14 protein-coding genes are annotated in these 14,402 nt (G+C 62.4%); 8 read left to right on the plus strand and 6 right to left on the minus strand.

The annotated features are described in order from the left end of the window. Window positions 1-10: 10 nt before the first annotated feature. From rpoH to ftsY, 4 genes are all read right to left on the minus strand, one after another. Window positions 11-865 (minus strand): RNA polymerase sigma factor RpoH, encoded by an 855-nt coding sequence (rpoH, locus tag FS777_RS03685; RefSeq protein WP_023532728.1) that lies wholly within the window; start codon window positions 863-865, stop codon window positions 11-13. Window positions 866-977: 112 nt separating this feature from the next. After that, window positions 978-2,006 carry a permease-like cell division protein FtsX gene (gene ftsX / locus FS777_RS03690; protein WP_058602895.1) on the minus strand — a complete coding sequence of 343 codons (1,029 nt, stop codon included), beginning with the start codon at window positions 2,004-2,006 and terminating at the stop codon, window positions 978-980. Continuing rightward, complete coding sequence (gene ftsE / locus FS777_RS03695; protein WP_023532835.1) at window positions 2,003-2,674, minus strand: cell division ATP-binding protein FtsE; 672 nt, start codon at window positions 2,672-2,674, stop codon at window positions 2,003-2,005. Before ftsE ends, ftsX begins: the two co-directional genes overlap by 4 nt. A 2-nt stretch (window positions 2,675-2,676) precedes the next feature. Then, a complete protein-coding gene (gene ftsY / locus FS777_RS03700; protein ID WP_145254066.1) occupies window positions 2,677-4,179 on the minus strand; it encodes a signal recognition particle-docking protein FtsY in 1,503 nt (500 codons plus the stop codon). Window positions 4,180-4,409: 230 nt separating this feature from the next. Between ftsY and FS777_RS03710 the strand changes: the two genes are divergently transcribed. From FS777_RS03710 to FS777_RS03735, 6 genes are all read left to right on the plus strand, one after another. After that, the gene (locus tag FS777_RS03710; protein WP_058602893.1) at window positions 4,410-5,765 is read left to right on the plus strand and encodes a pitrilysin family protein; all 1,356 of its coding nucleotides are present in this window, start codon (window positions 4,410-4,412) and stop codon (window positions 5,763-5,765) included. Continuing rightward, window positions 5,758-7,248 (plus strand): pitrilysin family protein, encoded by a 1,491-nt coding sequence (locus FS777_RS03715; RefSeq protein WP_078479283.1) that lies wholly within the window; start codon window positions 5,758-5,760, stop codon window positions 7,246-7,248. Before FS777_RS03710 ends, FS777_RS03715 begins: the two co-directional genes overlap by 8 nt. Next, complete coding sequence (gene rsmD / locus FS777_RS03720) at window positions 7,248-7,850, plus strand: 16S rRNA (guanine(966)-N(2))-methyltransferase RsmD (protein WP_058638137.1); 603 nt, start codon at window positions 7,248-7,250, stop codon at window positions 7,848-7,850. The genes FS777_RS03715 and rsmD overlap by 1 nt, the downstream gene beginning before the upstream one ends. A gap of 70 nt (window positions 7,851-7,920) precedes the next feature. Beyond that, on the plus strand, window positions 7,921-9,264 hold the full coding sequence (locus FS777_RS03725; RefSeq protein ID WP_058638138.1) for a pitrilysin family protein: 1,344 nt from the start codon (window positions 7,921-7,923) through the stop codon (window positions 9,262-9,264). Further along, window positions 9,261-10,661: a pitrilysin family protein gene (locus tag FS777_RS03730; RefSeq protein WP_058638139.1), complete on the plus strand. Its 1,401-nt coding sequence runs from the start codon at window positions 9,261-9,263 to the stop codon at window positions 10,659-10,661. Before FS777_RS03725 ends, FS777_RS03730 begins: the two co-directional genes overlap by 4 nt. An 87-nt stretch (window positions 10,662-10,748) precedes the next feature. Further along, window positions 10,749-11,756, plus strand: a complete 1,008-nt coding sequence (locus FS777_RS03735) for a hydrolase (RefSeq protein WP_058638140.1) — start codon at window positions 10,749-10,751, stop codon at window positions 11,754-11,756. Here FS777_RS03735 and FS777_RS03740 read toward each other — a convergent pair. After that, window positions 11,750-12,607: a sulfurtransferase gene (locus FS777_RS03740; protein ID WP_058638141.1), complete on the minus strand. Its 858-nt coding sequence runs from the start codon at window positions 12,605-12,607 to the stop codon at window positions 11,750-11,752. The two genes, FS777_RS03735 and FS777_RS03740, sit on opposite strands and share 7 nt — an antisense overlap. Window positions 12,608-12,644: 37 nt before the next feature. Continuing rightward, window positions 12,645-13,310, minus strand: a complete 666-nt coding sequence (locus FS777_RS03745) for a TetR/AcrR family transcriptional regulator (RefSeq protein ID WP_058638142.1) — start codon at window positions 13,308-13,310, stop codon at window positions 12,645-12,647. Window positions 13,311-13,509: 199 nt separating this feature from the next. Between FS777_RS03745 and coaD the strand changes: the two genes are divergently transcribed. After that, on the plus strand, window positions 13,510-13,989 hold the full coding sequence (gene coaD, locus FS777_RS03750) for a pantetheine-phosphate adenylyltransferase (RefSeq protein WP_023532462.1): 480 nt from the start codon (window positions 13,510-13,512) through the stop codon (window positions 13,987-13,989). Window positions 13,990-14,098: 109 nt separating this feature from the next. Further along, window positions 14,099-14,350, plus strand: coding sequence for a YfhL family 4Fe-4S dicluster ferredoxin (locus FS777_RS03755; RefSeq protein WP_058602885.1), 252 nt, complete (start codon window positions 14,099-14,101; stop codon window positions 14,348-14,350). The last annotated feature ends 52 nt before the right edge of the window (window positions 14,351-14,402 follow it).

Raw genomic sequence — 14,402 nt, forward strand, 5'->3', positions numbered from 1 at the left:
CAGAGAACGATCAGGCTGCGATCAAGGCCTTGACCTTGTTCATCGCGTTCTTCTCCAACTGGCGAATACGCTCGGCCGACACGCTGTATTTCTCGGCCAGCTCATGCAGGGTAGCTTTCTCTTCGGCCAACCAGCGCTGGTACAGAATATCCCGGCTACGGTCATCCAGACCCTGCAAGGCCTCATGAAGGTTGCTGGTGGAGTTGTCGCTCCAGTCTGCATCTTCAAGCTGTACTGCCGGGTCGTAACGGTGGTCTTCCAGGTAATGCGCAGGCGACTGGAAGGCACTGTCGTCATCGGCTTCGGCTGCCGGATCGAACGCCATGTCGTGACCGCTCAGACGGCTTTCCATCTCGCGGACTTCACGAGGCTCGACCCCCAGGCTTTCGGCAACCCGGTGCACTTCGTCGTTATTCAACCAGGCCAGACGCTTTTTCTGGCTGCGCAGGTTGAAGAACAGCTTGCGCTGGGCCTTGGTGGTCGCCACCTTGACGATACGCCAGTTGCGCAGGATGAACTCGTGAATCTCGGCCTTGATCCAGTGCACGGCGAACGACACCAGGCGCACGCCCATTTCAGGGTTGAAGCGCTTGACGGCCTTCATCAGGCCAACGTTGCCTTCCTGGATCAGGTCGGCCTGGGCCAGCCCATAACCGGCATAGCTACGGGCGATATGCACGACGAACCGCAGGTGGGCCATTACCATCTGCCGAGCAGCTTCGAGGTCCTGCTCGTAATAGAGACGCTCAGCCAGATCACGCTCCTGCTCGACAGTCAGCAGCGGGATGCTGTTGACCGTATGCACGTAGGACTCCAGGTTTGCACCGGGGACCAGGGCATACGCAGGTTGCAACGATGTGGTCATTCAAGAACCTCCGACTTACTGAACTCGCGCTTTTCAGGCGCTGCCTACATAGACCTGGGGCCCAGGTACAAGTTCCAACGGGCACGCCCAGGCCAATGCTGGCCAATAAAAACTATCGCGGCGCCAGCTCGTTCAAGTGGCGGGCGACTGCAATCCATGCACCGATATACCCCAACAGCACCGCTCCGATCAAGAGCGACAGACCATCCGAGGCAGGTACGCCACCCAAGGCGAAATCGCTGCCATACAGACCGGACAGGCTCACCACGGCCTCGTTCAGCCACCCTAGGCCAAACGCCAGGATGGCCCAGGCCAACAGGCCCGCGCCCAGGCCGTACAAGGCCCCCATGTACAGGAAAGGCCGGCGTACGTACGCATCGGTGCCCCCCACCAGCTTGATCACTTCGATCTCGACACGGCGGTTCTCGATATGTAGACGAATTGTGTTGCCAATTACTAAAAGCAGCGCAGAAATGAGCATGACGGCCAGCCCGAAAACGAACCGGTCCCCAAGCTTGAGGATGGCCGCCAGCCGCTCGACCCACACCAGGTCCAGCTGCGCTACATCGACGCGCGGCAACTCCGACAGGCGCTGACGCAACGCTTCCAAGGCCGGCTTGTCGACTTCGGTCGGGGTCACCACGACCACGCCGGGCAGTGGGTTGTCGGGCAACTCACGCAGCGCCTCGCCCAGGCCCGATTGCTGCTGGAACTCCTGCAGCGCCTGCTCGCGACTGACATACTGCGCCTCTGCTACGCCAGGCATGCCCTTGATTTCATCGCGCAACGCCTCGCCGTCACGGCTGCTGGCATCGAGCTTGAGGTACAGGGATATCTGCGCGGCGCGCTGCCAGGACCCGCCCAACTGCTCGATGTTCTTGAGCAACAACGACAGCCCCATGGGCATGCTCAGCGCCACGGCCATCACCATGCACGTGAAGAAGCTGCCAATGGGCTGCTTGCCCAGTCGCCGTAAGCTATCCGCCAGGCTGGCGCGATGGCTCTCGAGCCAGGCATGCATGAGCGATCGCAGGTCCGGACCGTCATCGTCGGAGCCTGCGCCACGTTTCTTCGCAGGCTGTGGGTCGGCAGGTTTAGGCGCGACGCGCTCGGAGACCTTCGGTGATCGTGTCGTACTCATTGTCCGGCCTCCCCGTCGCCGATCAGACGCCCGCGCTGCAAGGTGAGCATGCGGTGACGCATGCGCGCGATCAGGGCCAGGTCGTGGCTGGCGATCAAGACCGTTGTGCCCAATCGGTTGATGTCCTCGAACACCCCCATGATTTCCGCAGCCAGGCGCGGGTCCAGGTTACCCGTTGGCTCGTCGGCCAGCAGCAGGGCTGGCTGGTGCACGATGGCGCGGGCGATACCCACGCGCTGCTGCTGGCCGGTCGACAGGTCGGCAGGGTACAGCTCGCCTTTGTCGACCAGAGACACCCGCTCCAGCGCCGAGTCCACGCGCTTGGCGATCTCGGCCTTGGACAAGCCCAGTATCTGCAGGGGCAAGGCAATGTTGTTGAAGACCGTGCGGTCGAACAGCAACTGGTGGTTCTGGAACACCACGCCTATCTGGCGGCGCAAAAACGGGATCTGCGAATTGCTGATCTGGCCCAGGTCCTGCCCGGCCAGCATCAGTTTGCCGCTGGTAGGACGCTCCATGGCCAGCAGCAGGCGCAGCAGCGTACTTTTACCTGCGCCCGAGTGCCCGGTGACGAACAGGAATTCGCCCCGACGCGCCCGGAAACTCAGCTCGTGCAGCCCCACGTGGCCGTTGGGGTAGCGCTTGGCAACCTGTTCGAATCGAATCATGGTCAGTCTCGCTCGGCGAACAGGGCCTTGACGAACGGCTCGGCCTCGAAGGTGCGCAGGTCATCGATCCCTTCACCAACACCGATGAACCGGATAGGCAGCTTGAATTGCTTGGCCAGGGCGAAGATGACACCCCCCTTGGCGGTACCGTCGAGCTTGGTGAGCGCAAGGCCGGTCAGCTCCACGCTCTGGTGGAAATACTTGGCCTGGCTGATGGCGTTCTGGCCAGTACCGGCGTCGAGCACCAGCAGCACTTCGTGCGGTGCATCGGGATCGAGCTTGCCAATGACGCGACGGACCTTCTTCAGCTCCTCCATCAGGTTGTCCTTGGTGTGCAGGCGCCCGGCGGTATCGGCGATCAGCACATCCACGCCCCTGGCCTTGGCTGCCTGCACCGCGTCGAAGATCACCGAGGCGGAGTCGGCGCCGGTGTGCTGCGCGATCACCGGGATGCGGTTACGCTCACCCCACACCTGCAATTGCTCGACCGCCGCGGCCCGGAAGGTGTCGCCTGCAGCGAGCATCACTTTCTTGCCTTCCATTTGCAGCTTCTTGGCCAGCTTGCCGATGGTGGTGGTCTTGCCGGCGCCATTGACGCCTACCACCAGGATCACATAAGGCTTGTTCTGCGCCGCCACGACCAGCGGCTGCTCGACAGGCCTGAGCAACGCGGCCAGTTCTTCCTGCAAGGACTTGTACAGCGCATCGGCGTCGGCCAGCTGCTTGCGAGCCACCTTCTGCGTCAGGTTCTGAACGATGGTGGACGTGGCCTCCACCCCGACGTCGGCGGTCAGCAGGCGAGTCTCGATCTCGTCGAGCAAGTCGTCGTCGATGACTTTCTTGCCCAGGAACAGGCTGGCCATGCCTTCGCCAATGCTGGCGCTGGTTTTCGACAACCCCTGCTTAAGACGGGCGAAAAAGCCTGCTTTCACAGGCTCGGCCTGGGCGGCCTGGGCGGCCTCGACGGGCGGGGCAGCCTCGGCCTCGACGTGCGGATCGACCTTGGGCGGCTCTGCAATGGGCTGGACTGCTGGCGCAGGCGCCGGGCGATCCGGAATGACCGGTGGCGCCTTGGCTTGCAGATCGGGCACAAGCGCCACGGGTTCTTCTGCAACCGGCAGCACCAGGTTGCTCACGGGGGCAGGGATTTCGGCTTCAGGCGCGACCGCTTGAACAGGCGCGGGCACGTGCGGTGCAGGATCGACTACCGGCGCCGGTGCCTCGGGCACGGCGACCTCTGGCAAGGGCTCAGCCGTCACGGGAGCAGGGGGTATAGGCTCCGCACGCGGCGCAACGACCGGGGCCGCAGCGGCGTGCTCGTCCAGCGGCGCAGGCACCTCCGCTCGCTCGGAATCAGCTAGTGCGGGCGCTTCGACAGCTGGGGATTTTTCCGCCGGCACGTCCGCTTGCGCAGGTGGCTGCGGCTTCTTGCGGAACCAGCCGAACAGGCCTTTCTTCTCGCCAGCCTCGGCCGGCGCTTTTTTGTCGTCGTTGGAACCAAACATGGAAGACGGCTATCTCAGGGTAGCGATGGCCCGCTAGGGCGCATCAGGAATTCTTTCTACGCAGAACAGACTATCTAGAAGCCGGCTGGTTCATGCGCAACGTTTTGTCTTGATGTCCTGCAGGCCAGAACGGCGACAGGCATGGTCGCCAGGCAACCGGATCAGTATCCTAGCACCTCCTGGCCTGCCGACGCTAAACCCAGCGGGCCGCCGAACAGGTTAAACACCGTATGAATGCTCTAGCCCGCCGCGCCGCTGGCCTGTTGCTCGGCACGCTGTGCCTCCCGCTTGCGGCCTTCGCCGCCGATGTGCAACCCACCCACGAATTCATCCTGGATAACGGCCTCAAAGTGGTCGTGCGCGAAGACCATCGCGCGCCAGTGGTGGTCTCGCAAATCTGGTACAAGGTCGGCTCCAGCTACGAGACGCCTGGCCAGACCGGCCTTTCCCATGCGCTCGAGCACATGATGTTCAAGGGCAGTGCCAAGGTCGGCCCCGGCGAAGCCTCGCGTATCCTGCGGGACCTGGGCGCCGAAGAGAACGCGTTCACCAGCGACGACTACACCGCCTACTACCAAGTGCTGGCGCGTGATCGCTTGCCGGTTGCCTTCGAGCTGGAGGCCGATCGGCTGGCCAGCCTGCGTCTGCCAGCCGACGAGTTCAGCCGTGAAATCGAGGTCATCAAGGAAGAGCGCCGCCTGCGCACCGATGACCAGCCCAATGCCAAGGCGTTCGAGCTGTTTCGGGCCATGGCCTACCCAGCCAGTGGCTACCACACCCCGACCATCGGCTGGATGGCCGACCTGGAGCGCATGAAGGTCGAGGAGCTGCGCCACTGGTACACCTCCTGGTACGCGCCCAACAACGCCACGCTCGTGGTGGTGGGCGATGTCACCGCCGAGGAAGTCAAGGGCCTGGCCCAGAAGTACTTCGGCGCTATCCCTCGCCGGGACACACCTGCGGCCAAGCTGCCGCTGGAGCTGGCTGAGCCCGGCCAGCGTCAGTTGACCCTGCACGTGCGCACCCAGCTGCCAAGCCTGATCTACGGCTTCAACGTACCCGGCCTGCCCACGGCCAAGGACCCTCGCACGGTGCATGCCTTACGTCTGATCTCGGCCTTGCTCGACGGCGGCTACAGCGCACGCATGCCCGCACGACTGGAGCGCGGGCAGGAACTGGTGGCCGGCGCCTCGTCCAGCTACAACGCCTTCACGCGCGGCGACAGCCTGTTCCTCATTTCAGCCACACCCAACGTGCAGAAGCAAAAAACCCTGGCAGACGTAGAAAAGGGCATCTGGCAACTGCTGGATGAACTCAAGACTACTCCGCCCACGGCAGAAGAGCTCGAGCGCGTGCGCGCCCAGGTCATCGCCGGGCTGGTGTATGACCGCGACTCAATCAGCAGTCAGGCAACCACCATCGGCCAGCTGGAAACCGTCGGGCTGTCCTGGAAGCTGATCGACAGCGAGCTGGACGAACTCAAGCGCGTTACCCCTCAGGACATCCAGCAAGCTGCCCGTACCTATTTCACCCGCGAACGCCTGAGCGTTGCCCATGTTCTGCCCGAGGAGTCCGCTCATGAGTGACCGTCGCTTGCACCGCCCCCACTGGCTGGCTACGGGTATCTGTACCTGGGCATTGACGGCTGCGCTGGCCGTACCGGCACTGGCCCAGGACGCTGCCAAGGCTGGCAATGCACAAGCCCGGCAGGCCAACACTCTACAGTCCCTGGCCGAGCTTGATGGCAAGGCGCCCACCACCCGCCAGTTGAACATCCAGCACTGGAACACGGCTGAAGGCGCGCGGGTGCTGTTCGTCGAGGCCCGCGAGCTTCCGATGTTCGACCTGCGCGTGACCTTCGCTGCCGGCAGCAGCCAGGACGGTGACACACCAGGCCTGGCGGCGCTGACCAACGCCATGCTCAACGAAGGCGTACAGGGCAAGGATGTGACGGCCATCGCCCAGGGCTTCGAGGGCCTGGGCGCAGATTTCGGTAACGGCTCGTACCGCGACATGGCCGTCGCCTCGCTACGTAGCCTCAGTGCCAAGGACAAGCGCGACCAGGCCTTGAAGCTGTTTACCGAAGTCACAGGCAAGCCCACCTTCCCGGAGGATGCGCTCAAACGGCTCAAGAACCAGATGCTGGCCGGCTTCGAATACGACAAGCAGAACCCCGGCAAGCTCGCAGGCAAGACGCTGTTCGCCAACCTGTACGGCGAACACCCTTATGCGCATCCCAGCGATGGAACACCGCAAAGCATCACTGGCATTACCCTGGAGCAGTTGCGAGCGTTTCACGCCAAGGCCTACACGCCTGGCAATGCCGTCATCGCACTGGTGGGTGACCTGAACCGCAGCGAAGCCGAGGCAATTGCCGCGCAGGTTTCAGCCGGTCTGCCCAAAGGCCCGGCCTTGCCTGCTCCAGCCCAACCGACGGAGCCCAAGGCAGGCTTCACCCACATCGAGTTTCCGTCTCAGCAGACCCACCTGATGCTCGCAGAGCTGGGTATCGATCGCCAGGACAAGGATTGGCCAGCCCTGTCACTGGGCAATCAGATCCTGGGTGGCGGCGCGTTCGGGACGCGGCTGATGAGCGAGGTGCGGGAAAAGCGCGGCCTGACCTACGGTGTCTATTCGGCCTTCAGCCCAATGCAAGTGCGCGGCCCGTTCATGATCAACCTGCAAACCCGCGCCGAGCTCAGCGAAGGGACATTGAAGCTGGTTCAGGGTATTCTGGCCGACTACCTGCGCAGCGGTCCTACCCAGCAAGAACTGGACGATGCCAAGCGCGAGCTGGCCGGAAGCTTCCCGCTCTCCAATGCCAGCAATGCCAGCATTGTCGGCCAACTGGGCGCCATCGGCTTCTACAACCTGCCATTGAGCTGGCTGGAAGATTTCATGCAGCAGTCCCAGGCCCTGACCGTCGAACAGGTTAAAGACGCCATGAACAAGCACCTGTCTGCCGACAAGCTGGTCATCGTCACGGTTGGCCCGAAGGTGCCGCAGAAGCCACTGCCAGCCCCCACTGATAAACCCTCCGGGCAACCGCTCGGGGTACCGGAGCACTAATGCCAAGATCCAACCCTCCCGCTCGCCAGCAACCGGGCCAGAGCAAGGGCCAGGGCCACCTGCGTATCATCGCGGGCCAATGGCGCAGCCGTCGCCTGGCCGTGCCCGACGGCGAGGGCTTGCGCCCTACGCCTGACCGGGTACGCGAGACGGTTTTCAACTGGCTGGCACCCTACATCGAGGGCGCGCACGTGCTCGATGCCTTCACCGGCAGCGGAGCCTTGGTGCTGGAGGCCCTGTCTCGCGGGGCTGAGGATGCCGTGGCGCTGGACAGCAATCCTGCGGCCATCGCCAACCTCAAGAACAACCTCGAGCTCCTGCGCTGCCCACGGGGGCAGATCCTGCAGACCGATGCCTTGCGTTATCTGCAAGGCCCTGCAAAAAAGCAGTTCGACCTGGTGTTCCTTGATCCACCCTTCCATCAACAGTTGCTGGCAGACACCTGCAATCTGCTTGAACAGCACCAGTGGCTGAGCGAGCAAGCATGGGTATACACCGAGAGCGAAGCGGCTCCATCGACCTTGCAGTTGCCTGCCAACTGGCGCCTGCACCGGGAGAAAAAAACCGGACAGGTGTACTACGCGCTGTGGCAACGGGGCTAGTTATATAGCGCAGGCCAGGTCTTGCATTGACTGATGCTGCTCGGGTCTCTAGCCACCCGAGCACCTCAGCATGACCGTATCACTCTCTGCGCCTTCACTGGCCGATGATGTCTCGGCGGCGCTTGCCTCTCTTACAAGCGCCAGCCCCTCCCCTCTCCAGCATTTCACGCTTGAAAACGGTCTGTCCGTCTACCTAAGGCAGCAGAGCCGAAATGCCCTCGCCGCCGTCCAGCTCTGGTACAACGTCGGTACCCGCCATGAGCCGGCAGGGCAGACCAACCTCTCGCACTTGCTCGAACACGTCATATTCGAAGGCAGCCGCAAGCTGGAGCCTGGGCAGTACGCCAAAGTCGTTGCCCGCCTTGCGGGACAGGCCAATGCCAGTACTCACCTCGACGCCACCTCTTTCGACATGCTGCTGCCTGCATCGCGCCTGCCCGTTGCGCTCGAACTGTTGGCAGATGCCATGACCACAGCCACATTCGGGTTGCCCGAGTTGGCACGAGGCGCCAAGGCAATCGCTGACGAACGACGCCTGAAGGTAGACGCCCAGCCCGTCCAGCAAGCCTACGACCGTCACTTGGCTTTGGCACACGGCAGCAGCCCTTATGCCACCCCAAGCTTCGGCTCGCCGGTGGATCTACAGAACATCGACCTTCCAACGCTGCGGCAGTGGTACATCACCCATTACCGGCCTAACAACGCCACGCTCGTCGTGGTGGGCAACGTAGAACTGGAAACGTTGAAACAGCAGGTCGAAAGGTACTTTGCGCACGTGGAGCGCGGCCAGCTGACAGACTCGCCTTTTCCTCGCTCAGACGCGCCATTGGCTGAACGCAGCCAGACCGTCAGCTTGCCGGGGCTTAGCCATGGTCTGTTGATGTCCTTCAACGTCCCCAGCTGTGCCACAGCCATCAATGCACTCACGAGCAAGACCCTCGAACTGATCTGTGAAGTACTGGCCGAGGGCTCCAGCGCTTGGTTGTATGCCGAACTTGTCAGGGGCCGGGGTCTGCTGACAGGCGTTGCCGCAACCTACGACCTCCTCGTACGTGGCGACACCGTAATCACCTTCTCAGCCTATGTGAACACGCTGAATGCGACCCTCGAACAAGCTGCTGATGCTATCTACAAGCAGATAGCACGCCTGCATACCGAAGCCTTGTCCGACGAGCAGTTGCAGCGGATAAAACTGCGATTGCTCGCCCGCCAGCTTTTCTCTCTCGACAGCCCAATTGCCCAAGCCTCACAAATCGGCGCCATGGCCGCGACAGGGCAGCCAGCAACCCTGATCGACGAACATGCGCGCCTGATCTCGATCATCGATAGCGCTCAGGTGCAGCAGGTAGCGCGCACTTATCTGGGCCGTGAGCGGCTGACCACCACCTCTCTTTTACCAGGAGCGCAAGCATGACCGACGATCAGATACGCCAAGCAGCACCTGTGCTGTGCCAGGGGCCTGCCATCGATGCTGCGCGTCAAGCGATGGCAAGGCTGACCTCGACCCAAACGGTCGAGCTCGACCAGCCTCCTGCCCTCCTGGCCACGGCTGAGCGATGGGAGACGGCGCAAGGTACGAAGGTCAGTTTCATAGCTGCGCACGATCGGCCCATGATTGATCTGGTGCTGCGATTCCGGGCAGGTAGCGCTCTTGATGGCGATCACCCAGGGCTGGCTGCGCTGACGCTCTACAGCCTTGATCAGGGTACCGAAACCCTCAGTGCGGCGCAGTTTGCCGAGCACATGGCTGCAAGGGGCGCCATCGTGGGACGCTCGTTGAGCGAAGACAAAGCCACGATCACGCTAAGGTGCCTAAGCACACCCGGCTTGCTGCGAGCTGTTTCGCAAACGCTGGCGCAGATGCTGGCCCGCCCAGCGTTTCGCGCAGAGGACGTGGCGAAGATACGTGATCGAATAGCGCTCTACCAAGGCCGGCAAAACCTCAATCCGCTGGCACGCCTGATCAATACGACCACCGGTCATGTATTCAGCGGCCATCCGTACGCTTCGCACGCCGATGCAGCAATCATCGGCCCCTTGACCACTGATCAGGTGCGGGCCTTTCATGCAAAGGCTTACTCGGCCAGTAACCTCGCTATAGGACTGGTTGGCGACCTGAGCCGAGACGAGGCGGAACAGCTGGTCAATGACCTGATACGTGATTTGCCGCAGCAGTGGGCATCGCAACCACCGTCCATGTTAGGTGAGCAGTCGCCTCTGTCACGCCATATTGCGCACCCTGGCAGTGCAACTCAGGCAATGCTGACCCTGGCCATCCCCGTGCTACCCAACGCCCCGGTCTATGCTGCACTGGAGTTGCTGACCGAGATTCTTGGCGGCAACTACGAGGCGCGCTTGCCTCAGGAACTGCGCCATGTGCGAGGGCTGACCTACACGGTCACTACCAAACTGAGGCACTTGGATGCGGGAGCACTGTTGCACGTACACTGGGACGTCGCCCCGCAATACCGGGAAGCTTCACATGCCCTTGTCGCAGGCATGCTGGATTGCCTCCATGAACTTGGACCAACTCAGGTGGAGTGCGACATGGCCGTTAACCAGATCGCTGCTCGGCTGCACCGGGAACTGGCCGACAGCGCAAAGCTGGCAGCGACATTGGCCACGCACAGTCATCAGGGCCTGCCCGCCGATTACCTGACCACCCATCTGGACAGGCTTGCTTCATTGACCCCTGCCCACCTTCGTGAAGTAGCGCAGGTGTGGTGGCGCAACGCACCTCAGGTATTCGTCACCCTCGGCCCCGACGCCGAGCAGTCCCCCTTGCCTACGCCGGAGCCAGCACAGCGATAGGCGAGCAGGAGCACAGGCGAGTCAGTGAGAGCTGATACAGGCGCTGTTTCATGGCACTCTAGCCGGGCACATCACGAGTTACCCAGCATGCCAAGCTCCAGCGCCCTGTTTCATCCTGCCAAAGGCCTTTCCAACCCCCACCTGCAAACATTGTGGGGTCCCCTCTGGCGCAAAATCCCAGTGCTGCAACGCGACCGCGAACGCATCTGGCTGGCGGACGGGGATTTCATCGACCTCGACTGGCATGGCCCGCACCAGCCCCATGCGCCGCTGGTGCTAGTGCTTCATGGGTTGACGGGGTCATCGGGCTCACCCTATGTCAAAGGCCTGCAACAGGCGCTGCACGCACTGGGCTGGGCCAGCGTTGCAGCGAACTGGCGGGGCTGTTCTGGGGAGCCGAACCTGCTGCCGCGCAGCTACCACTCTGGCGCCAGCGAGGATCTGGCTGAAATCATCAGCCACTTGCGCGCCAAAAGGCCCCTGGCCCCCCTGTCCGCGGTCGGCTACTCCCTGGGAGGCAATGTCCTGCTTAAATACCTGGGCGAACAGGGTGACGACAGCCAGTTGCAGGCAGCAGTTGCCGTCTCCGTGCCTTTTCGCCTGGACCAGTGTGCCGATCGTATCGGCCTAGGGTTTTCGAAGGTGTACCAGGCACATTTCATGCGCGAAATGCTCGCCTACGTGCAGATCAAGCAGCGCTTGTTCAAAGACCAAGGCCACCCAGAACGTCTGGCGAAGCTGGAGCAGCTCGGGCCACTGCGCGGCTTGCGCACGTTCTGGGATTTCGACGCCAAGGTCACTGCACCGCTGAATGGTTTTCAGGATGTGCACGACTATTATCGCCGCGCTTCAAGTGGCTTCTACCTGGGTCAGAACCGTACCCGGACCCTGATCATCCAGGCCAGCGACGACCCCTTCGTCTCGCCCCTGAGCTTACCAACGGCAAACGAGCTGGCCCCGGGGACCGAGCTGGAGTTGCACGCCCATGGCGGCCACGTCGGGTTCGTCGACGGCAGCCTGCGAAAACCGGGCTATTACCTGGAGCGCCGGATTCCGCAGTGGTTGCGCGAAGGTATGCAGAGGACGGCTTACTGATCGCCCGTTGCCACTGCATGCTCAGGGCGGGTGATCCATTCACTCCATGAGCCTGCATACAGTTTGCCGAGCGGGTAGCCTGCCAACGCCAACGCGAACAGGTTATGACACGCCGTTACCCCCGAACCACAGTACGCAACCAGTTGCTCAGGCGCACGCCCCTGCAGTTGCTGCTCGAAACGTTGTCTGAGTTGCTCGGGCGGCAGAAAACGGCCATCGCTGCCAAGGTTTTCGGTGAAAGCGGCGCAGCGTGCTCCAGGGATATGCCCTGCCACTGGGTCGATGGGTTCCATGTCGCCACGAAAACGTGGCAATGCGCGCGCATCCAGCAGGGTCAGGTCTGCGCTGTCCAGGCGCTGATCCAGGCCATCGGCATCGATCAACATCGCATCATCGGGCTGGCCGCTGAAGTTGCCTTCGCGCCGGGCCGGGGGGTCCAGGCTCAATGGCAGGTGCGCGGCGTGCCAGGCGGTCAGGCCGCCGTCCAGGAGGGCAACGCCACTGCGTTTGCCCAGCCAGGCCAGCAGCCACCAACCTCGCGCGGCATAGGCGCCGGTACCGTCGTCGTACAGCACCACTTCGCTCTCGTTATCCACGCCCCATTCGCGCAGGCGGGCTACCAGCTTTTCTGGATCGGGCAGCGGGTGACGCCCTGTCACTCCCTTGCTGACCGAGCCGCTGAAGTCTCGTTCAAGGTCGGCAAAGTGCGCCCCTTCGATATGACCCAGGGCGTAACTGCGCTGACCGTAATCCACATCCTCAAGGGCGAAGCGACAGTCGAGAATGACAAGGTTTGGTGAATCCAGCCGCTCAGCCAACTGCTGCGGGGTGATCAACTGCGCAAGTGACATGACAATCTCCTGATCGATGTAATCCCAGGCCCTGGCGCTAGTGCTCAAGCGCCTGAATGAACGGTACGTGAAACTCGCGGCACAAGGCTTGCACCGCATTGCGCGCAGGCTCGGTGACGAACCCCAGCTCAAGGGCCAGCACTTGATACACGCCCCGCTTGAACGCTTCTTCACCCAGGTGCGCTGCATGCTCCCGGGTCGTGCTGAGAAAGCGCACCCATGAGGTGAGCACGATCCAGGCGTTGATGGTCAGCGACTCCTGCTGCGCGGGGTTCATCGCCAGGATACCCGCCTCGACGAAACCGCGGTAAATGGCCTTGCCCTGACGCATGCAGCGTGCGGAGAAGCGTCGATAACGGGCTGCCAGCTCAGCATCGCTGCCCAGCAGATGCTCCAGATCGCGGTGCAGAAAACGGTAGTTCCACATCGCAGCCAGCAGTGCCTGCAGGTAGAACCGCTTGTCCTGCACCGCCAGCGGGCGCCCCTGCGGCGGGCGCAGAAAGCTGTCTACGTGCGCTTCGTAATGGCCGAACAAAACCGCAATAATCGCCTGCTTGTTGGGGAAGTGGTAATACAGATTGCCGGGTGAGATGCCCAGATGCGCCGCGATATGGTTGGTGCTGACGCTGCGCTCGCCCGACTGATTGAACAGCTCGAGGCTGCTCTGGACGATTCTCTCGCGGGTCTTGATGGGCCGGGCCATGTCCAGCTTCCTGTATACGGAGCAGTGAAAACCGCCATGGTACGAGGTATTGCCGAGGTGTTGCACGGTACCCAAGCGCTGCGGCCTCGCACCATCGGCTGGCCCAAAGTATAGTGCCTTGGCCGGCCGCATGACTTGGCCGGGCGCAGTCGCTGCGCTACCATCCGACTCCCCAACGCACTCCAGCCAGGATGACGCGATGAACCGAGTGTTGTACCCGGGTACTTTCGACCCCATTACCAAAGGCCATGGCGATCTGGTCGAGCGCGCCTCGCGGCTGTTCGACACCGTGATCATTGCAGTGGCCGCCAGCCCCAAGAAAAACCCTTTGTTCCCGCTGGAACAACGCGTGGAGCTGGCCCGTGAGGTCACCAGGCACCTGCCCAATGTCGAAGTCATCGGCTTTTCCTCGCTGCTGGCGCATTTCGCCAAGGAGCAAGGTGCCAATGTGTTCCTTCGTGGTTTGCGTGCAGTGTCGGACTTCGAATACGAGTTCCAGCTGGCGAACATGAACCGTCAACTGGCCCCCGACGTCGAGAGCCTGTTTCTTACGCCGTCAGAGCGGTACTCGTTCATCTCGTCGACCCTGGTTCGCGAAATCGCCGCACTGGGGGGCGATATCAGCAAATTTGTGCACCCGGCCGTGGCCGATGCGCTGACTGAGCGCTTCAAGAAATAAAGCCGCTGTTCCAGATCGTCGCGCCTGCGTGCACTGCAGGCGCGAATGCGGCACAATTGTGCCCATTGCGTTGAACATGCCCGGGCGTTGAGCCCCGGCCGGAGCCCCCATGTCCCTGATCATCACCGACGATTGCATCAACTGCGACGTCTGCGAACCCGAGTGCCCCAACGAGGCCATCTCCCAAGGCGAAGAGATCTACGTGATCGACCCCAACCTGTGCACCCAGTGCGTGGGTCATTACGACGAGCCGCAGTGCCAACAGGTCTGCCCGGTCGACTGCATCCCGCTGGATGAGGCGCACCCGGAAAGCCAAGAGCAGCTGATGGCCAAGTACCTGAAGATCACCGGCAAGGCCTGACGCTGCCGGCCATCGGCATGCCCGCGCCTTGCTCCTCCGTGGCGATCATCCC

Origin of the sequence: Pseudomonas sp. DE0157, from assembly GCF_007678615.1 — a bacterium.
Lineage (GTDB): Bacteria > Pseudomonadota > Gammaproteobacteria > Pseudomonadales > Pseudomonadaceae > Aquipseudomonas > Aquipseudomonas parafulva_B.